The organism is Pseudomonas sp. NPDC008258, from assembly GCF_042956345.1.
Classification (GTDB): Bacteria; Pseudomonadota; Gammaproteobacteria; order Pseudomonadales; family Pseudomonadaceae; genus Aquipseudomonas.
Window position 1 is genome coordinate 1 of the sequence record NZ_JBIBGE010000058.1, and the last position, 18,739, is coordinate 18,739.

Annotated in this window: 16 protein-coding genes and 2 pseudogenes; 10 read left to right on the top strand and 8 right to left on the bottom strand. The window is 55.9% G+C overall.

Going from position 1 to position 18,739, the window contains the following annotated elements; genetic code table 11:
• On the top strand, positions 1-838 hold an 838-nt coding region (locus tag ACFY9W_RS28085), incomplete at its 5' end, for a c-type cytochrome (protein WP_391137810.1).
• Positions 839-953: 115 nt separating this feature from the next.
• Here the strand turns inward: ACFY9W_RS28085 and ACFY9W_RS28090 are convergent.
• Positions 954-1,332, bottom strand: a pseudogene (locus ACFY9W_RS28090) (amidase family protein); the annotation flags it as partial.
• A gap of 254 nt (positions 1,333-1,586) precedes the next feature.
• Here ACFY9W_RS28090 and ACFY9W_RS28095 point away from each other — a divergent pair.
• Together ACFY9W_RS28095 and ACFY9W_RS28100 are read left to right on the top strand one after the other, a co-directional pair.
• The gene (locus ACFY9W_RS28095; RefSeq protein WP_391137813.1) at positions 1,587-2,426 is read left to right on the top strand and encodes a class II aldolase/adducin family protein; all 840 of its coding nucleotides are present in this window, start codon (positions 1,587-1,589) and stop codon (positions 2,424-2,426) included.
• Positions 2,427-2,500: 74 nt separating this feature from the next.
• Positions 2,501-3,814: an MFS transporter gene (locus ACFY9W_RS28100; RefSeq protein ID WP_391137816.1), complete on the top strand. Its 1,314-nt coding sequence runs from the start codon at positions 2,501-2,503 to the stop codon at positions 3,812-3,814.
• 27 nt (positions 3,815-3,841) lie between these two features.
• Here ACFY9W_RS28100 and ACFY9W_RS28105 read toward each other — a convergent pair whose 3' ends face one another.
• Positions 3,842-4,729 (bottom strand): LysR substrate-binding domain-containing protein, encoded by an 888-nt coding sequence (locus ACFY9W_RS28105; RefSeq protein ID WP_391137819.1) that lies wholly within the window; start codon positions 4,727-4,729, stop codon positions 3,842-3,844.
• Between the two features lie 102 nt (positions 4,730-4,831).
• Here ACFY9W_RS28105 and ACFY9W_RS28110 point away from each other — a divergent pair, with 102 nt between their 5' ends.
• Positions 4,832-5,785 (top strand): AEC family transporter, encoded by a 954-nt coding sequence (locus tag ACFY9W_RS28110; RefSeq protein WP_391137821.1) that lies wholly within the window; start codon positions 4,832-4,834, stop codon positions 5,783-5,785.
• A gap of 45 nt (positions 5,786-5,830) precedes the next feature.
• Here the strand turns inward: ACFY9W_RS28110 and ACFY9W_RS28115 are convergent, their stop codons facing one another.
• A complete protein-coding gene (locus ACFY9W_RS28115) occupies positions 5,831-6,580 on the bottom strand; it encodes a LysR substrate-binding domain-containing protein (protein ID WP_391137851.1) in 750 nt (249 codons plus the stop codon).
• A 6-nt stretch (positions 6,581-6,586) separates the two neighbouring features.
• A pseudogene (locus ACFY9W_RS28120) lies at positions 6,587-6,724 on the bottom strand (LysR family transcriptional regulator); the annotation flags it as partial.
• Positions 6,725-6,841: 117 nt separating this feature from the next.
• Here ACFY9W_RS28120 and ACFY9W_RS28125 point away from each other — a divergent pair.
• The gene (locus tag ACFY9W_RS28125) at positions 6,842-7,681 is read left to right on the top strand and encodes a class II aldolase/adducin family protein (protein ID WP_391137824.1); all 840 of its coding nucleotides are present in this window, start codon (positions 6,842-6,844) and stop codon (positions 7,679-7,681) included.
• Positions 7,682-7,765: 84 nt separating this feature from the next.
• The gene (locus ACFY9W_RS28130; RefSeq protein WP_391137827.1) at positions 7,766-9,073 is read left to right on the top strand and encodes an MFS transporter; all 1,308 of its coding nucleotides are present in this window, start codon (positions 7,766-7,768) and stop codon (positions 9,071-9,073) included.
• A 39-nt stretch (positions 9,074-9,112) separates the two neighbouring features.
• Here the strand turns inward: ACFY9W_RS28130 and ACFY9W_RS28135 are convergent, their stop codons facing one another.
• The gene (locus ACFY9W_RS28135; RefSeq protein WP_391137830.1) at positions 9,113-9,826 is read right to left on the bottom strand and encodes an FCD domain-containing protein; all 714 of its coding nucleotides are present in this window, start codon (positions 9,824-9,826) and stop codon (positions 9,113-9,115) included.
• A 128-nt stretch (positions 9,827-9,954) separates the two neighbouring features.
• Here ACFY9W_RS28135 and ilvC point away from each other — a divergent pair, with 128 nt between their 5' ends.
• The 4 genes from ilvC (at position 9,955) to ACFY9W_RS28155 (ending at position 13,954) form a co-directional block, all read left to right on the top strand.
• The gene (gene ilvC, locus ACFY9W_RS28140) at positions 9,955-10,971 is read left to right on the top strand and encodes a ketol-acid reductoisomerase (RefSeq protein ID WP_391137833.1); all 1,017 of its coding nucleotides are present in this window, start codon (positions 9,955-9,957) and stop codon (positions 10,969-10,971) included.
• Positions 10,972-11,082: 111 nt separating this feature from the next.
• Positions 11,083-12,627 carry a Rieske 2Fe-2S domain-containing protein gene (locus ACFY9W_RS28145; protein ID WP_110741256.1) on the top strand — a complete coding sequence of 515 codons (1,545 nt, stop codon included), beginning with the start codon at positions 11,083-11,085 and terminating at the stop codon, positions 12,625-12,627.
• 52 nt (positions 12,628-12,679) lie between these two features.
• A complete protein-coding gene (locus ACFY9W_RS28150) occupies positions 12,680-13,672 on the top strand; it encodes a 2Fe-2S iron-sulfur cluster-binding protein (RefSeq protein WP_391137836.1) in 993 nt (330 codons plus the stop codon).
• A 15-nt stretch (positions 13,673-13,687) separates the two neighbouring features.
• Positions 13,688-13,954: a LysR family transcriptional regulator gene (locus ACFY9W_RS28155; protein ID WP_391137839.1), complete on the top strand. Its 267-nt coding sequence runs from the start codon at positions 13,688-13,690 to the stop codon at positions 13,952-13,954.
• Between the two features lie 480 nt (positions 13,955-14,434).
• On the opposite strand, the gene ACFY9W_RS28160 is transcribed toward ACFY9W_RS28155, so the two are convergent.
• From ACFY9W_RS28160 to ACFY9W_RS28170, 3 genes are all read right to left on the bottom strand, one after another.
• On the bottom strand, positions 14,435-14,902 hold the full coding sequence (locus ACFY9W_RS28160; RefSeq protein WP_391137842.1) for a GNAT family N-acetyltransferase: 468 nt from the start codon (positions 14,900-14,902) through the stop codon (positions 14,435-14,437).
• A gap of 1,012 nt (positions 14,903-15,914) precedes the next feature.
• Positions 15,915-17,315, bottom strand: coding sequence for a tyrosine-type recombinase/integrase (locus tag ACFY9W_RS28165; RefSeq protein ID WP_391137845.1), 1,401 nt, complete (start codon positions 17,313-17,315; stop codon positions 15,915-15,917).
• A 791-nt stretch (positions 17,316-18,106) separates the two neighbouring features.
• On the bottom strand, positions 18,107-18,517 hold the full coding sequence (locus ACFY9W_RS28170; protein ID WP_391137848.1) for a hypothetical protein: 411 nt from the start codon (positions 18,515-18,517) through the stop codon (positions 18,107-18,109).
• Positions 18,518-18,739 lie beyond the last annotated feature (222 nt).

The window sequence follows — 18,739 nt, forward strand, 5'->3', positions numbered from 1 at the left end:
TCCGTGGCCGCTGTCGCTTCGCATGCCGCTGGCCTACTGGCGCGCGCTGTTCTCGCCGGCGCCCGAGGCAACTGCTGCGGTCGTTGGCGGTGATGCTCAGATCAGCCGTGGTGCTTACCTCGTCCAAGGCTTGGGCCACTGCGGCTCGTGCCACACCCCTCGCGCTCTGACCATGCAGGAGAAGGGCCTGGACGATTCGGCCAGCGGCTACCTTACCGGTGCCGAGCTGAACGGCTGGAACGTCCCGGCCCTGCGCGGCATGCCGCACTGGAGCGAGGAAGAGCTGGTCGAGTACCTGGGCAGCGGCCGTAACGCCAAGGCCTCGGTGGCTGGCGAGATGACCGACGTGATCGCCAACAGCACCTCGCACATGAGCGATGCAGACCTGCAGGCCATGGCCGCTTACCTGAAATCGCTGACACCGGCCAATGGCCCTGCGTACCAACAGCAGGCCGACCGCAGCGCGGCGACCACCGCCAAGCTGACCGCGGCCAAGGGCCTGACCCTGGGGGAGCGGCTGTACATCGACAACTGCGGTGCTTGCCACTTTGTTTCCGGTCAGGGTGCAGAGCGCGTATTCCCGCGTCTGGACGGCGCTTCGGTGGTCAATGCGGCCAATGCCGATGCGTTGTTGCACGTGATCCTCGCCGGCGCGGCGACGCCGTCGACCGAGCGTGCGCCTTCGGTGCTGCCGATGCCCGGCTTTGCCGAGCGTATGGACGATGCCGAAGTGGCCGAACTGGCAACCTTCCTGCGCCAGGGCTGGTCGAACCAGGCCTCGACAGTGACGGCGGAGCAAGTGCGCAACGTGCGTGCCGAGCTGCACGCTCACCCTTAATGCCAAGGCGCAGTTGCAAGTAACCTCGGCTTTCTTTGCCAGAGACAATGCGCGAAGCCTGAGGGGTAATTGATACTGCCTGCCGCGAGATCTATTCAGCGGCAGGCTGCTCAAGCTAGCACACTATAGGCGCATGAAAATGCGTGGTCGGAAAATGCTGCTCATACGCCTTGCACACCCGCATCACCTGCTCATCGGCGAAGCGTCCCGTCACCCCACCTGCAGCCCAACCGGTAAACCTTTGCGGGTAAACCCATAAGGTACCAACTTGGCCGGCTGCTGGGTAAGTTTGAATGGGTAGCTGAACGGCGCCATTCCATCCATTGCTCCATTCCCGACCCCGGTGGCACATTGTGCCGTGCCTCGAACGCCACCATAGGTAGCATCCGTGACAGCAGCTCGTCATACCACAGGTGGAAGGCGTTCAACTTAGCAATCAGCTCCGCCCGTGCCTCCAGCGTCTGGGCATGTTGGTTCAGGCTGAATTGCGCACCTTACTAGATTGGGCGGCAGACCCGCCCTAGAAACCAGGCCTTGCTGGCACGACCTCTGACTGAAGCGGAGCTTAAGGTCGCGTTCTCGTATAGCTGGGCACGTTCTCCCTCGATTCAAGATTCAGCGGCAGCCTGAAGGTGAAAAAACCTAAGGCTGAATTTTATTGAGTCTTGCCTGAAAACGGATCGTTTGTCACTGCCATCTCTGATCTAGACCATGGCACCACCCCAAACAATAACCAGAGGTGGTAATCGTGGAATCGGTACTCAAACTTGACCCAACTGCAGGCGGGAAGAAACGCATTTCGATCTATCAGCCTGAGCAGGAAGGGCTCATCTTTCCCGAGATCCCTGAGTTCAAGAACTTCGAAGAAGAACGTCAGTACCGCAAGAAGCACCTGGTAGCTGCGTGCCGCGCATTCGCTGAGCACAGTCTTGATTACGGCTTTGCCGGCCACCTGACCGTGCGCGATCCCGAGTTCCCGGAGCTGTATTGGACGAACCCGATGGCCGTCCATTTTTCCAAGGTCACAATGTCTAATCTGATCTTGGCTGATCACAAGGGCAAAGTGGTGCAAGGCGAGTACGCCATCAACCGTGCCGGTTTCGTACTCCACGCTGCGGTGCACGAGGCACATCCGGACATCGTTGCCATGTGCCATGCGCACACCATCTACGGTGGTGCCTGGGCCTCGACCGGGCGCCCGCTGCTTCCGATCACCCAGGATGCTGCTGTGTTCTTCGAAGACCACGTGGTCATCACTGCTGAAGCCGGCGCCGTCGCGGTGGAAACCAAGGCCGGTAATGCAGTCTGCGACTACTTCAAGGACGTACGAGCCGCCATTCACCAGAACCACGGCCTGCTGACTGCGAGCCGACACAGCATCGACGAAGCTGCGTTTTGGTTCATCGCGTTGGAGCGTTGCTGCCAGCAGCAGCTGCTGATCGAGGCATCGGGCATCACGCCGAAACTGGTCTCGCCGGAGCGCTGCCGTTACAGCCGTGAGAACGTCGGTAGCCCGTTCATTGGCTGGCTGCACTTCCAGGCGCTCTACGACAAAATCGCGGCTGAACAGCCTGATATGTTCTCGTAAATACTCTGGCGCTGCCCGTCAGGGCGGCGCCTCTTCTTTGACACCATACAATAACAATGACTGGAGATAGGCAGATGCCTACTGCTCTTGATGCTGCCTGCGTCCTTGATTCGCGTTCCACCCCGGACGAGTCAAAGCTGTACGCGCGCTTGACCCTTCGACTGATCCCATTTCTCTTTCTCTGCTACGTCTTCGCCTACCTTGATCGGGTGAACGTGGGTTTCGCGAAGCTGCAGATGCTGGACGAACTGAAGTTCAGCGAAACCGTTTACGGGCTGGGGGCAGGGATCTTCTTCTTCGGCTATTTCATCTTTGAGGTGCCGAGCAACATGATGCTGCACAAGGTCGGCGCCCGCCGCTGGATCGCTCGCATCATGGTCAGTTGGGGCGTGTTGTCGGCCTGCATGGTGTTCGTACAGACGCCTGCCATGTTCTACACCCTCCGGTTTTTTCTTGGCGTAGCAGAAGCTGGATTCTTCCCCGGCATCATCTTGTATTTGACCTATTGGTTCCCTTCCTCCCGGAGGGGAAAAATCACCGCGATGTTCCTGACGGGTATTCCGATGGCGGGGGTATTGGGTGGCCCACTTTCCGGCTGGATCATGTCGACCACTCACGGCTGGCACGGCTTCTCAGCTTGGCAATGGTTGTTCGCCCTTGAAGCGATACCCTCGATCGTCGCTGGCTTCGTTGTCTTGGTGTACTTGCGTGACAATCCCGATGATGCCAAGTGGCTCACCCAAGAGGAGAAGGCCCTTCTCAAGCGCAACCTTCAGGGAGAAGCCCAGCCGCATCACGGACATTCCGCATTCAGCGCGTTCACCAACCCTAAAGTTTGGCTGCTGAGCGCAGGCTACTTCGGGGTGATGATGGGCTTGAATGGGATCACGTTCTGGCTGCCATCGCTCATCAAAAACTCGGGCGTTCAGAGCGCTGCTGAAGTCTCGCTGCTGACCACCATACCCTATGCACTGGCCACGATTGCGATGGTCATGACTGGCCGACATTCCGACAACGTGTTAGAGCGTCGATGGCATGCGGCGGTGCCGGCAGTGATTGGCGCGATGGGTTTGGTGCTTGCTACCACTACGGAGCAGAATCCCCTCCTGACGGTCGGCTTCCTCTCGATCGCAGCCATAGGCGTCATGACTGCCATGAGTCAGTTCTGGTGCTACCCACCCGCGTTTCTGAGCGGGGTCGCAGCAGCTGCCGGTATCGCGATGATCAACTCGATCGGTAACTTGGCGGGCTTCATAAGCCCTTATCTGATCGGCTGGGTGAAGGACTCCACGGGATCGACCAGCATCGCGTTGTACTGCATCGCAGCGGCGTTGGTTTGTGCTGCAGTGGTCTGCCTATCAATGCCGAAAGGGGTGGTGAACCACTAGCGAATCAGAGTCGGCGCTCGTACTCGATCATGTCTCGTCGATGCGGGCGTCCACAGACTGAATGAAGGCAGAGAGGCAAGGGTTCGAGTTGGTGGTGTTCCAAACCATTCCCAGAGCCAGCTCGGGGGCATCGTCGATCCGTACGAATCGAACTGACTCTGGGTTCGACTTCGACATAGCAGTTGGAATAATCGAGACACCTAGCCCTTCTCCAACCAGGTTCACGATCGTCCCTTGGAGCTGCGTATACATCCGAGCACGGGGCTCAAAGCCGTTTTGTCGGCACAGCTGGACGATGCCGTCGTGGAGCGCCGATGCAGTTTCGCGTGGGCTCAAGATGAAGGGTTCATCGATAAGGTCTTTGACGGTTACCACCTTCTGGTGCGCCAAGCGGTGATCAGCTGGAACGGCGATGCTCAGCGACTCACGCTGCAGCTCTCGGTATTGGTATGGAGGCTGAACCGTTGCCTCGAAGGTGAGGCCGATATCGCATTCTCCGGACTCTACGGCTTTCATCAACGCACTTGGGATCAGTTCGCTCAGCTCCAGATTTACGCCGGGTGCGCTATCGGCGTAGGACTTGATCAGCTTGGGCAAACCAGACCAGGCGATCATGGACGTGAATGCGATGCGCAGCGCTCCTTTCTCACCTCGGGCCACGGCCTGGGTGGAGCGAATCGCCGAATCCATAGCCTGCATGACCAGTTGCGCGCTGCGCTGAAACTCTAGACCAGCCGAGGTCAGTTCAACTGAACGAGAGGTGCGCACAAAGAGCTGGCACCCAAGCTGGGATTCCAGGTCTGCAATCTGGCGGCTTAGCGAGGACTGGGCCACGTTCACCTGTGCAGAGGCCCTGCCGTAATGAAGTAGATCAGCCAGGGCCAGGAAATAGCGCAAGTGACGGTGTTCGATCATTGATGCTCCGGAGGTATCAATCGACTACTTCATAGTCATTGGACTGCATTGGTTGGCGATTCTAATCTATGCAGGCCCAAAACCCTCGTCATTGTGGAAGTCATGTACACCGTTCTCGCTATCGTTTTACCTATTTTCGCTCTCATCCTCGCTGGATTTATTTGCCGAAAGACGAATCGACTTGGAGACCAAGCTGCCTCCGAGATCAACAAAATGGTGGTATGGCTCTGCTTACCTGCCTTGCTGTTCAAGGTGACCGCGACCGCTTCATGGGCTGAAATCTGGCAACCTGGTTTCATCATTTCCTTCGGTGCCGGCACCTTGGCAATTTTTGCAGGGACGCTGGTCTGGCGACTGTGCACTGGGCATAGCCTTGCCAGCTCCAGCATCGACGGCTTAAGCGCTGGTTACGCCAATACCGGCTACATTGGCATTCCGCTCTGTGCCATCGTCTTTGGCCATCCAGGCCTTCAGCCCGCGCTCATTTCGACGCTCATTGTGGTGTGTGTCCTGTTCGCGGTTGTGGTCATTTGCATTGAGGTTGGCTTGCAGGAGGAGCGGCATATCGGCAAAGCGATAGCCGTCGTCGTTAAGGCACTGTCGAAAAATCCCTTGGTCATCGCGCCCATCGCTGGTGCTGCCTGGGCCATGACAGGGGTTCCGCTGGCTCACCCTGTCCTGAGTTTTCTCGATATGTTGGCAACAGCAACCACGCCCTGTGCGCTCATTTCTCTGGGCCTGTTCCTCGGCCAGAAAACGGTCAAGTCGGCTGCGGGCAAAAGCAGCCCTTGGCCCCTTGTCACCATCAAGCTGGTGGGGCAGCCGTTGCTGACGTGGTTCCTCGCGTTCAAGGTGTTCACGCTTCAATCGATGTGGGCAAATTCTGCGGTGCTGCTCAGTGCGCTTCCGACCGGCACCGGGCCTTTCATGCTGGCAGAGTTTTATCGTCGGGAGGCTGGGTTGATCTCCCGCACCATCCTGATCTCCACCTTGGGTTCCCTGGCGACCCTGACAGGCCTGATGATCTGGATGAACGCTGGAGTGGCAGGCACTTGAGGGGCCTGGCCGTGACTCAAGTTTGAGCGGGGAAGGGCAGAGGCTTCACGCCTCGTTGATCTGGCTCATGATCCATTCCTTGAACCGTTCAATCTTGCGGCTGCCTCTCATCGATCCTCGATAGCAGAGGAAATGCATCTCGCGCTGCAACGCAGGCATATGCCCGTTCAATACCACCAGTGAGCCTTGACGCAGCTCATTCTCCGCCAGGCGGGTAGATTCCAAAGCAATGCCAAGCCCATCTGCTGCGGCTGAGAGAGCGAGAGCCGCGCGGTCGAAGGAGAGCCCTCCCAAGTCCGATCGTTCAGCCACGCCCTCATGTCGGAACCAGTCGCTCCATCGCACAGGGCTGAGCTGGGAGTCGATCAACGATCCCGGCTTGAGCGAGCGAGGTTTAAGCGTTTCAGATGCGTCGAAGAAACGCGGTGAGCTCAAGGGTGCGATAGTTTCCAGGCCCAAGGGCTCGGAAATTACGCCGACGCGCTGGATCGGCGCACCGTAGGTGATCGCGATGTCGATCTCCTCGTGCCGGGTGAGCTCGGGGGCCGTAGCGCTGGAGGTCAAACGGATGTGAAGAGGGTTTGGCTCACTCACCAGGCGTGCCAAACGAGGCGAGAGCCATTTGGAGGCAAAGCTAGGTGCGCAATGGACGGCGAGCTGCAGCTGCTCCGCACTGGGCATCCACATCGACAGTGCCGACTCCAAGCCGTCGAGGGCTGTGGTGAGACGCTGAGCTAGGGCACGACCTTGGATCGTTACCTCGACCGAGCGCGGCTGTCGTTTGAACAGCTCCATGCCCAAAGTAGCCTCAAGTTTTCTCACCTGGTGACTGACGGCGGAGGGAGACAAGTGCAATTCGTCAGCAGCAGCGACGAAGCTTTCCAGGCGAGCAGCAGCCTCAAAAGCCTTGATAGCGGCGAAGTTGGGAATCTTTCTCATTATTATTTGATTAGGCTAAATTTAATTCAACCTTGGGTGAAAAGCCTTCGTTTGTCAATCCATACGCCTAAAGTCAACTATGGGTCTCCAACAACAATAAAAGATGAGGTTGGCATTATGGATCCCTTGCTGCGAATTGAACCAGCATCCAACGAAAAGCGCCGCATTTCGGTCTATCAACCTGAACAGCAGGGACTGATCTTTCCGGAGATGCCAGGCTTCAAGTGTTTTGAAGAAGAGCGGCAGTATCGGAAGAAACATCTTGTTGCAGCCTGCCGGGCGTTTGCAAAACATAGTCTTGATTACGGTTTCGCCGGTCATCTGACCGTTCGCGATCCGGAGTTCCCGGAACTGTACTGGACAAACCCGATGGCCGTCCATTTCTCGCAGGTGAAGCTGTCCAATCTGATCCTCGCGGATCACGAAGGAAAGGTCGTCCAAGGCGACTACGCGATCAACCGGGCTGGCTTCGTGCTGCACGCTGCTGTCCACGAAGCGCACCCCGATATCGTCGCCATGTGCCATGCGCACACTATCTACGGCGGAGCCTGGTCTGCCACCGGGCGCCCGTTGCCGCCGATTACCCAGGACGCAGCGGTGTTCTTTGAAGATCACGTGGTAATCACCGCTGAAGCCGGCGCCGTTGCAGTTGAGGCGAAGGCGGGCAAGTCGGTCAGCGAATACTTCAAGGATGTGCGTGCCGTAATTCACCAAAATCACGGCCTGCTCACGGCCAGCCGGCACAGTATCGATGAGGCGGCATTCTGGTTCATCGCCTTGGAGCGGTGCTGCCAGCAGCAACTGCTGATCGAGGCCAGTGGGATCACGCCCAAGTTGGTGACGCCGGAGCGCTGCCGTTACAGCCGTGAGAATGTGGGTAGTCCCTTCATCGGCTGGCTTCACTTCCAACCCCTTTACGACCAACTCGTGGCAGAACAGCCGGACATGTTCTCCTGACCCACCTCTGCAGCGCCGAACCTGGAACGGCGCTGCTGCACGGCCCGCCTACAACAAATACAAAATCATTCGGAGATTGGCATCATGTCTAATGCTCTAGAGGCACCTTATGCCGTCCAGGATTCAGCCGCTGAGTCCCAGTTGTATACCCGTGTAGCCTTGCGACTTATTCCCTTTCTATTTGTTTGCTATGTGTTCGCATATCTGGATCGCGTGAATATCGGGTTCGCCAAACTTCAGATGCTGGATGAGTTGAAGTTCAGTGAAACCATCTATGGTCTTGGTGCTGGTATATTCTTTCTCGGATACTTCATGTTTGAAGTGCCCAGCAACATCATTCTGCACCGGGTAGGCGCAAGGCGATGGATTGCCCGGATCATGATCAGTTGGGGCATCCTGTCGGCCAGCATGATCTTCGTTCAGACGCCGATGCAGTTCTACGTTCTGCGCTTTCTGTTGGGTCTCGCCGAAGCAGGTTTCTTCCCTGGCATCATTCTGTACCTCACCTACTGGTTCCCACCGTCTCGCCGGGGCAAGATCACAGCGATGTTCATGACCGGGATCCCTATGGCGGGGGTGGTCGGTGGCCCTCTGTCGGGCTGGATCATGGCCTCCACGCACGGTTGGATGGGGCACTCTGCCTGGCAATGGTTGTTCTTCCTGGAGGCGCTGCCATCCATCATCGCGGGTGTGGTCGTGCTGTTCTACCTGCAAGACAAGATCGATGATGCCAAGTGGTTATCGCCGAGTGACAAGGAAACCTTGAAGCGCAACCTGGAAAAGGAGGGCGGGACCAAGGAAGTCCATTCAGTGTTCGGCGCCTTCAGGAACAAGCGGGTATGGGTGCTCAGCTCGGGCTATTTCGGGTTCATGATGGGGTTATACGGCGTCAGCTTCTGGTTGCCGTCCTTGATCAAGAGCTCCGGTATCCAGGAGGCTTCAACGGTCTCTCTGCTCACCACGATCCCGTACGCATTCGCCACGGCTGCGATGATCTACACCGGTCGTAGTGCCGATCGCCACAAGGAGCGCCGTTGGCATGCAGCCTTGCCGGCAATGCTGGGGGCGTTCGGCTTGGTGATGAGCACGCTCACAGCCGGCAACCCAACCGTTTCTCTTGTCTTCTTGTCATTGGCGACGATGGGAATCATGACCGGGCTATGCCAATTCTGGTGCCTGCCTCCTGCATTTCTGGGGGGAGCGGCAGCGGCTGCCGGCATTGCGATGGTTAACTCTATCGGCAGTCTGGCCGGATTTGTCAGCCCGTACATGATCGGTTGGGTGAAGGATGCGACTTCATCCACCGACCTGGCTCTGTACTGCATCGCTGGATCTCTGACCTTTGCCGCGTGTATCTGCCTTGCAATGCCTAAATCTGTAGTCAACCGATAAGCCACTCGAAGCGGGTGCCCGGTTTCCCGGGCGCCTGTTTCACGCTTGCGAAAGCAGATGACCGAGTCGGTCGATCAAGTTTTCTCTCGCCTGCGTTGTATGGACATCAGTCAGCGCGCCCGCCGCCTCCACGTCACCCGCCGCAATCGCTTTGGCGATTCCCTCATGCTGATCCCAAATGGCATCGCGTTGGCCAGAAGACTGCAGCACTGCACCCATGGCTCGACGCAAATGCACCCAGTAGACCTGCGCACTTTGCGCGATCAGCGGGTTCCCAGAGGCTTCGTAGATCGCGTTGTGGAAGGCCACGTCGGCATCGATCATTTCCTTGATGTTCTTGCCCTGGGACGCCTTGCGACCACGCTTGATCAATGCAGGATCGAGCGGAACTTTGCGCGCCGCGGCCATCTTGGCTGCCAGGTTATCCAGGGCTCCCCTGATCAGGTAGAGGTTGCGGATGGAGTCTGTCGTCAGCGGTGTCACCAGCAGACCACGACCTGGAGCGTCCTGAACCAGGCCATCCTTCTTGAGCAGTCTCAAGGCCTGCAGCACTGGCGACCGTGAGATGTTCATCTGCTCGGCGATCTCTTCCTGCGTCAGCCTTGCCCCTGGTGCAAGCGAGCCATCGCTGATTGCGTCGAGCAGGGCTTTGTAGACCTCATCAACGTAGTCAGTACGTGATTGGATTCGCTTGAGTGTGCTTGTCATTGCTTGACCTTGCCGAGCCTCGGCTTCCTTCAGTGAGAGCTGCATTGTCCACGTTCTCCTCAGACATTCAAATTTTCCTTGACTAGCTCTGAGTGTAGGTCAAGACTGTGAACTCTGTATACAGAGTACAGAGTGCGAAATCCTGAACACAAAAACAAAAGGGTCTCACCAATATGAAGCTGTTCTACGACAAAGATGCCGACCTGAGCCTGCTCCAGGGACTCTGCGTGGCGATCATCGGATACGGTGCGCAAGGGCATGCACACGCTCAAAACCTGCGTGACAGTGGAATCGATGTCATTGTCGGGTTGCGTCAGAGCTCGGCATCGTCCAAAAAGGCACTGGCTGCAGGCCTGGCCGTGAGCACTGTTTCCGAGGCGGCTGCGCAAGCTGACCTGGTGATGATGCTGATCCCTGATGAACAAATCGCCGAGGTCTACCAAGCCCAGGTCGAGCCGCACCTGCGTCGCAACGCGACCTTGGCCTTCGCCCACGGCTTCAACATCCACTATGGGCAGGTCAAACCGCGCGCTGATTTGGACGTCATCATGATCGCGCCGAAGGCGCCGGGGCATACCGTCCGCTCGACATTCCAAGCTGGGCATGGCGTACCCGCTCTGATTGCCGTCGAGCAGAATACGTCTGGTCATGCCGTTGAGCTGGCCCTGGCTTATGCGTCAGCCATCGGCTGCGGTAAAGCCGGCATCATCGAAACCAACTTCCGCGAAGAAACCGAGACCGACCTGTTTGGTGAACAAGCGGTGCTCTGCGGCGGCACTGTCGAGCTCATCAAGCTGGGTTTCGAAACGCTGGTAGAAGGTGGCTACTCGCCTGAACTGGCCTACTTCGAGTGCCTGCACGAACTCAAGCTGATCGTCGACCTGATCTACGAAGGTGGCATCGGCAACATGAACTACAGCATTTCCAACAACGCCGAATTCGGCGAGTACGTCAGCGGCCCGAGGATCGTGCCAGCTGAAACCAAGGACAGGATGCGCGAGCTGTTGACCAGCATCCAAAACGGCGAATACGCCAAAGATTTCATTCTGGAAAACAAGGCAGGCAATCCCACGCTCACTGCCCGGCGCAGCCTGCTGCAGCGTCACCAGATCGAAGTGGTTGGTGAGCGCTTGCGCGACATGATGCCCTGGATCAAGGCGGGCGCCCTCGTCGACAAATCCATCAACTGACGCCCCTTAGCATTTGAAGCAGTACCCGTAGCACCATTGCGTTCGAACAATATGTATACAGAGTACGAATACCGTATCCCGTATCTGACAATAAAGCCTGAGGCAATGAAAATGACTGAGAAATTCGATAAGCATGATGACCAACGTGGCGCCGGCGGCACTGCCGTTCCGAAGAAGCTGATCGCCTACGGTGGCTACTACACCAACAAAACCCCTGACCACGATCCAGAGCTGACTGAAACCGGCCCAGGTACTCCAGCTGGCGAATACCTGCGTCGCTTCTGGCACCCGGTCTGCATGTCGCTGGAACTCACCGATACCCCTCGCTTCCTCAAAATCATGGGTGAGGAACTCGTGGCGTTCCGCGATGGTAGCGGCCAGGTTGGTGTGCTCCATGCCCACTGCTGCCACCGCGGTGCTTCGCTGGAGTACGGTGCGATTCAAGAGAAGGGCATCAAGTGCTGCTACCACGGCATGGTCTTCGACGTGGATGGGGCATGCCTGCATGTGCCGTTCCCTGCCGGTGAAGAGAAAGAGGGTGAGAAGTACGCCTGCTCCATCCGCCAGGGCGCTTACAAGGCGTTCGAGCGTCACGGACTGGTGTTCGCCTACATGGGCCCACCGGATGAAGAGCCGCCGTTCCCGGAATGGGAGCAGAACTTCACCGTGATGGAAGGCGACGAGCTGGTGCCTTACAGCAACTTCCAGCACTGCAACTGGCTGCAGGTTCAGGACAACGCGGCGGACAATTTCCACCCGACGGCCTTGCACTCTGCGAAGAACGTAGTGGGTGAAAACTTCCAGGGCACCACCTTCGACGAAGTCGGCGCAGCCTCCATGGAAGTTGCTCCCGACATGCAGTTCATCCCCGTTCACCAAGGCCGCAGCCTGGCCTGTGCCGGCGCCCGGCGCGTGAATGATGACCGCATGTTCCTGCGCATCCAGCACCAGGTGTTGCCAAACCTCAGCCTGCATGCGTACACCTCGGAAGACGGTTCGGCGAAGAAACTGTTCAGCCGCTTCCACATCGTGCGCTGGACAGTGCCGGTGGATGACGAGAACGCCAAGATGATCGGCTGGCGTGTCATGGGCCCTGGCATCGATACCCGTGGTGTGGGTGACAAGAGCATGGTCGGTTACGAGACCATCGACTTCCTGGAAGGCCAGGTCGCCATGCGCCGTCCAGAGCGCTTTGGCAAGTACAAGATCGACGACATCCCGCCGATCCCGTCCAACCACCGTGAGCGGCACAACTACAAGGAAGCCCAGTACGCACCCGGCGACTACGAGGCAATCATCAGCCAGCGCCCGATCGCGGTGCACGCGCTGGAGAACCCAACCAAGTTCGACGCCGGCCTCTATGCCTTCCGCAAGATGCTGCGTGACGGCATTCGCGGCAGCAACCCGCAGGCTGCGGCAGCAGGCTTCGCGCAATGGTTGCGTGACATGGGAGGCGAGCCGAACAGCTACTGCACCGGTAACGTGTTCAACATGCCCAGGGCTGCAACGCCGGAGCAGGAGGTCATCAACCGTCGCAAACTGGCCCGTGAGGCCGTTGCGATCCTTACCGAGGCGGACAAGCTCAAAGGCAAGGAGCGCGCCGAGTTCGTCACCGCGCGGTTCGAGCAACTGGAACAGAGCTTCAGAGAACAATAAGAAAAAGCGGGGCCCTGGTATGCCCAGGGCCCCGTGCCCAGGTGAGAGGTGAATGACGATGACATCCTTAGCAAATCCCAACCCCGCATTGCTGGAGCTGTTGATCCGACGGGTTACCCGCGAAGCCCAAGGGATCAACTCCTACGAACTCGTCGATCCAAAAGGTGGTGCGCTGCCGCCATTCACCGCTGGATCGCACATCGACATCCATCTGCCCAATGGAATGGTCAGGCAGTACTCCTTGAGCAACTCGCCCGCCGAGCCGCATCGCTATGTCATTGGCGTGCTGAGGGACGAGCGTGGTACCGGTGGCTCGATCGCAGTTCATGAACTGCGGGTGGGGCAAACCGTCAGGGTCAGCGTGCCACGCAACAACTTCATGCTCAGCAAGGACGCGCGCAGAACGATCCTGCTTGCTGGTGGGATTGGTGTAACTCCCATGAAGTCCATGATGCATGCTTTGGAGTTAGCCAGGCAGGAGTATGAACTCCACTACTGCTGCCGGGGCCCCGAGTTCGCAGCGTTCTCTGAAGAGATGGAAGATCTGATTGGAGAGGGCAAGGTCATCCTGCATTTCGATGGGGTGGATCCTTCCAAGCGCTTGGACTTGACTGCATTACTCAAGGACGCCAGCGATGGCTGCCATGTTTACTACTGCGGGCCTGCCGGATTCATGAATGCCTGTAAAGAAGCCGCCGCGCACTGGCCTGTCGGGACAGTCCATTTCGAGCATTTCAAGGCACCGGTCAAAGCCCCGGAGCAGACTGGTTTAGAGCAAAGCAACGGGTCGTTCGTAGCGCGTATCGCCAGCACCGGTGAGGAAGTCGTCGTTCAAGCGCACGAGAACCTTGCTCAGGTGCTTCAAGATGCGGGGCATCCGGTTGAGACGTCGTGTCAATCCGGGTTGTGTGGAACCTGCAAAATCCGCTACTTGGAAGGGGAGGTGGACCACCAAGACTATATCCTCGACGACTCGGAAAAGAGCACCTGCATGACCGCGTGCGTGTCTCGTGCGAAGTCCCCGCTTATCGTGCTGGATCTCTAAGACCGGGTGAAGCACATGAACGTCAATAAGCTGGAGAGCTTTCTGGCCACTGTCGACCACGGCACAGTAAGCGCCGCTGCCGCTCAGTTGGGAATTGGTCAGCCTGCGGTCAGCAAACATCTCAACGCGCTGGAAGCAGAGTTAGGGGTGGAGCTATTTGACAGTGAGTCACGTAGGACGACGCTCAGCCCTGCAGGTGTGAAAGTGCTATCAACCGCTCGAGCCATTGTCCAGGCAGTGATTATGTTGCGAGCCGAGCTCGAAGCTGGCCGCAGCAACTAAAGGTTGCATATGGAACTTGGCCCCGGTGAGGTACTGCTGGGGCATTTTTTTGACGAGTCATAGATTCCAGGCTTCAGCCGGCTGGAGTTTGCTCCCAGCGCGCTGTGAGCAATGCCCAACCAGCGCTATTCAGCACTGCGTTTTCGACCGAAAAGCTGTAGCTCCGCTGCGACGGTGCCAGTCTGCAATCCTAGGTATAACGGCATTTCATTCATCGCACCCTAGGTATTGGTCTGCTTCAACATCTATGACTGGCGTAACGCTATCCGCATCGAAGCGAATCAACTGTTATGGAAAAAAAGCCCGCAGCCACCACGCCGAGTGCATAAGTTGCGGTCTAGGACACTTTCTTTAAGTAGCTTCCCTCTCATGTTCTGTCTTCCTGTATGCATCTTCGAGCGCAAGACCGACCTACGGAGGCAGTTGCCTTCGAAGACGCATCAATACCGGACTGCTGTGAGCGGTTGCCCCTCAGGCTGATTACAAGTCCAATTCCATCTTAATTATTTCGATGGATACAGGACTATTTCCGCGTGAAAAGTTGCCTTCGCCTACCTTGCGAAAGCCGAAATGTTCGTAAAATTTTTCGGCGGTCACGGTTGCTTCGAGATATGCCTTTGCATAGCCGGCGTTACGTATTTTCGTCAAGGCCAGCCTAAGCAACTCTTTACCGACTCCCTTCCCAGCACTACTGCCGCAAATGAACAGCTTGCTGACTTCATGACCATCTATCTCAACAAAACCCTGGATAATTTCGTCCTGCGCAAGCCAGAGGTTCCCGGCTACGATAGCCTCCCTATATGCCTCAGCTGAACGGCCATCTAGCCACATCGTAATCTGTTCGGCGTTATAGTCCGCAGTGCACAAATTTTCCACCGAATCTTTGTGAGCTCTAAATATGTTCTCAGCATCATCTAAGGTCGCTGCTCGAATTAAGTAACCATTCATCAGGTGAGCTCCAGTTTTTACGTACAGGATTATAACAGCACTTAAAGTTGATGAGACTGCCCAGAACCACCAACGCACTGCCTAGGGCCATGGACAGGCTGTAGGTGGTTTCGCCGAGCGTCACCGACAGATAGCTGGCACAGATTGGATAAAGCACGTCTATATAGCCGGCGCTCTCCGCACCTACTCAACGAGTCAGGTCAATAAAAGGCGTAAACACCAAAGCTGAACAAACGATGTAGAGATAAAGTAGAGCCCGTATGCTGGTTGCTGATAGTTCTTCCTTGGTTAGCAAATAGCAGGCGTAGAAATATTGCAGCACACGAAAGCATCTCAGTGCACACTTCCTTGGTGATAAGTTGCTCGCTTGATTTTGACGGCGCCGAGGCATAAAGCCGGCTAATGCAGGGCAATACTTGCTACCAGAGTATGATGGCGTCAACGTAAAACTTTTTTTTGATATTTTTTTAGAAGGATTATTGGTTGAATTCGTTTTCGTTAGTGAATTTTCCTGTGATCTTAGCCTCGAGTAGGGTCGTGTGTGGTTGCTCTGGAGAACTGAAGGGATTTTCCTTACCTTTTCTCAGCATTACGCAAGGTTTCGCTAACTGTCTAGTGTGATGTTTCAGAAGTGTCACTGAAATCTGAGATAGTCTTTCTAGAAACTGACTCATGATGGGTGCGTAACCGTTGCTCGTGCATTACCACTGCAGGGCTTTTGCCATTCATCTGGTTCGGCTAGAGGGCAATCAGGGGTTACTGTAGGTCATCAATCACGATCGAATTCACTCTCATTCACATTGCGAGAATCCCAGAGCAAGGCAATTATGGTGGGCGTCAATTTCTTCCATTGAGCCGGATGGCCCGATTATCCGCAGACCAGGTCACTTGCCTGTCCCGAAAAATGAGTCCAGAATCAAGGCCATCCCTGTTTCAGGGATGGCTGAAAACCTATAAATTTCAACGGCTCGCAGGCCCGATGCGAGTCTCGTTTCCCGCTCCGATTAGTTTCTCATAAGATTTCAGCCGTTGGAGCTCGAAGGATTGTTTCAAGGCGATCCCCTAGTATGCTCCATGCCTCATTTTTCTCCTTGGCATAGTCATAATGCAGATAATGCCGGCGTACCTTTGAGCCTCCCAGCAGGTGATTCTGGCAACGATCAATGATTTCTAATGTCACACCGAGCTCCTGCATCATGGTCGCTCCTGTACGACGCAAGTCATGCGGAGTCCATTCGCCCTTGTTACCTTGGCTTAGTACCAGTGAGTCGTCGTGATGCCGGCCAGATAAAGGCTTGCTGCGATTCTTGAAGCAGCATTGCCGGTCTCCGATCAGCTTGCTGACTGTTTTGGTATCCACATGACTGCTTTCGTCTTTGCTGGGAAAGCAGAACGGGGTGTGGCCTGTTTCTTCTCTAAGACGTTTGAACTGGTTCAGCGCGAATGATGATAGGAATACATGGTGATCCTGCCGTTTACCTTTATGACCTTTGGTGGCTTCTGCTGGAATGAACCAGGTGCCGTTCTCGAGATCGACATGTCGCCATTCGGATTTTAGTAGCTCTCCAATGCGACAGAGCGTGCTAAGGCAGATCCAGACTGCGCATTGCACGCGGGAATTCACAGGTCGGATGCCGGAGTATTTCTTACCGGCGGGCAAGGCATCATACTCACACACCAAGCGAGTGAAAATTTGTTGCAGCTCTTGGATTTCGTCAGCGGATAGAAGACGATCGCGCTGCTCCTGATAGTCATGATCAAGTAGCTTATTGACGTCAATCAGGTCGGCGGGATTACCGTCTACCATCAGGGTGCGCCACGGCTTGCGTTTCTCGGCCCATCTCAGCATCTGACCGATGTCCTTGCTGCGAATAACGACGGTACGGTTTAGACCGCGGGCTTTAATCGAGCGCAGGAGGGCGAGCAGATCTTTTTCAGTTATGGTTCGCAGTGGTTTATCGCCAATAGCTGGTAGCACGTCTTTGGAAAAGCTGCGGCGCAGTTCTGCGTTGCCGTCCTGGCGAGATACCCCGTCGCGCATCCACTCTTCAAAAAGGTCGGTGACCGTCTTGTTTTCTGCAGCCTGACGTTCGGCTTCAGCAATGGTTGCGGCGACCGCAGCTTGAGCTTCGATCTTAGCTGCCTTTCGGGCAATGGCGGGTTCTATACCTTTAGTAACGCTTGCTCTCACTTCGTCTCGCTCAGCACGAATCTGCGCTAGGGATTTTTTGGGCCAGCTGCCTAGGCGCTGATCGCGTTTGGCTCCGCCCATTTTGAACTCGTAGCGGAACAGCGCTGTAACGCCGCGCACACCTGCACGAACTTTGGCGGTCAGGCCACCCTCTTCACGGAGCGTTTTGCCATCATCGGCGGGTGTGAGTGCTTCGAGTTGCTTCACTGTGATCTTTGCCAATGTCTACCCCTAGCCAAGGTCGATCACCTTGGAATTTTGCCCCACTTTTGCCCCACCGGATCGACCGGCTATAGGTGGATGCTGATGGACAGAGATAGAACGTAATATAGTCTGTATGCCTCGTATTTACTAGCTTGTAGGCTTTCCGTGGCAGGCCAGGTAACTCCAGGAAAATACACTAAATAAGCGCATGGGGTGCAAGGGGTCGAGTGTTCGAATCACTCCGTCCCGACCAAAAAACTCCAAAGAATCCAGTCACTTAGCGGTGACTGGATTTTTTTATGCCTGAGGCATTCTTGTCCCTTGGCGTTTTTACCCCACTTTTTACCCCACCGCGATTTGTCATGTTCCTGTTGCCCGATCATGGAGCTACCAGCCGCATCTGTTTGGGGTGGAAATTCTGCTCAAGCTGGATTGCGGTTAGCTGCTGCTGCTGCTGCTGAGTGTCGGTGGCTGTGAGTGGCAATTGCGATCAACTCATCACAACGCTGAGCATGGGCTGGAAATTGCTTGGTGAAGCTCTGCATCCGGATCGGCGACACCGCCGGCTGAGTTTGTCTGGCCAAGACTCAGCCGCAGGGAGAATGAGAAGATTTTGACCTGCCAGTCACATCCAGATGAAAGGCACAATGTTGTCGTTCGTAGCTTCTGGAGCATCGAGGTCTGAATTTAAGGTTTTAGTTTTTTGTGATGCGGATAGTGGCAGTAGTCTGAGTTTCGTTGAGCTGGAGGTTCGGGGGTCGCCCCTTTTATTATTATTGTGGCGGCTAATTAAGAAGGGTTCTGAATTTTTATCCCAATGGGCAAGTGATGTTGTCTACATGCGCTAGCAGCTTCTCGTTTGCGTTATAAATGTTCAGTGTATATGAGTGGCCGAGACTGCTTTCATCTAACATATAGCGTCTTCCTGGTTTGAAATCGTTGTAGCTGATGTTAGCGTTGCATGTAGATCCGTTACTGTCGCCATCCCCTTCAACGAACAGCGTCGCACCTAACGTATGTTTTCCTGTGGGTACCTCGAAGTAGCGCCCGTCGTTGAGCCGCTTGCCGTCCAGACTTTCCGCCATCAAGGTGGTTGTTGGTTCCTCTTTCAGGCTTACCCAGGCCGCGTCAGAACTGGCTTTTGGCATTGGTCCGGCGCAGCCGCTAAGCACTCCGAGTAGCCCGAGAAGCGGTAACATAAACTTCCATTTAGTGCTCATAATAGCCCGCATAAAACACCTCTGTTTGCAGCTGTGAATGATTCGCATAGGATGCCAGCAACCCGCTTGGCTGCAAATGAAGACGCTAGATGCTTTTCTTTAAAATACTTTAATGGAGGTTTAACCGATCTAGGCTCTGTCTGAAATCCCAAGAAACTCAAATATGGCCCTGGAGCAGCTTGGGTTCTGTACAGTCGCCGACCATCTACGGAAAGGAATTCT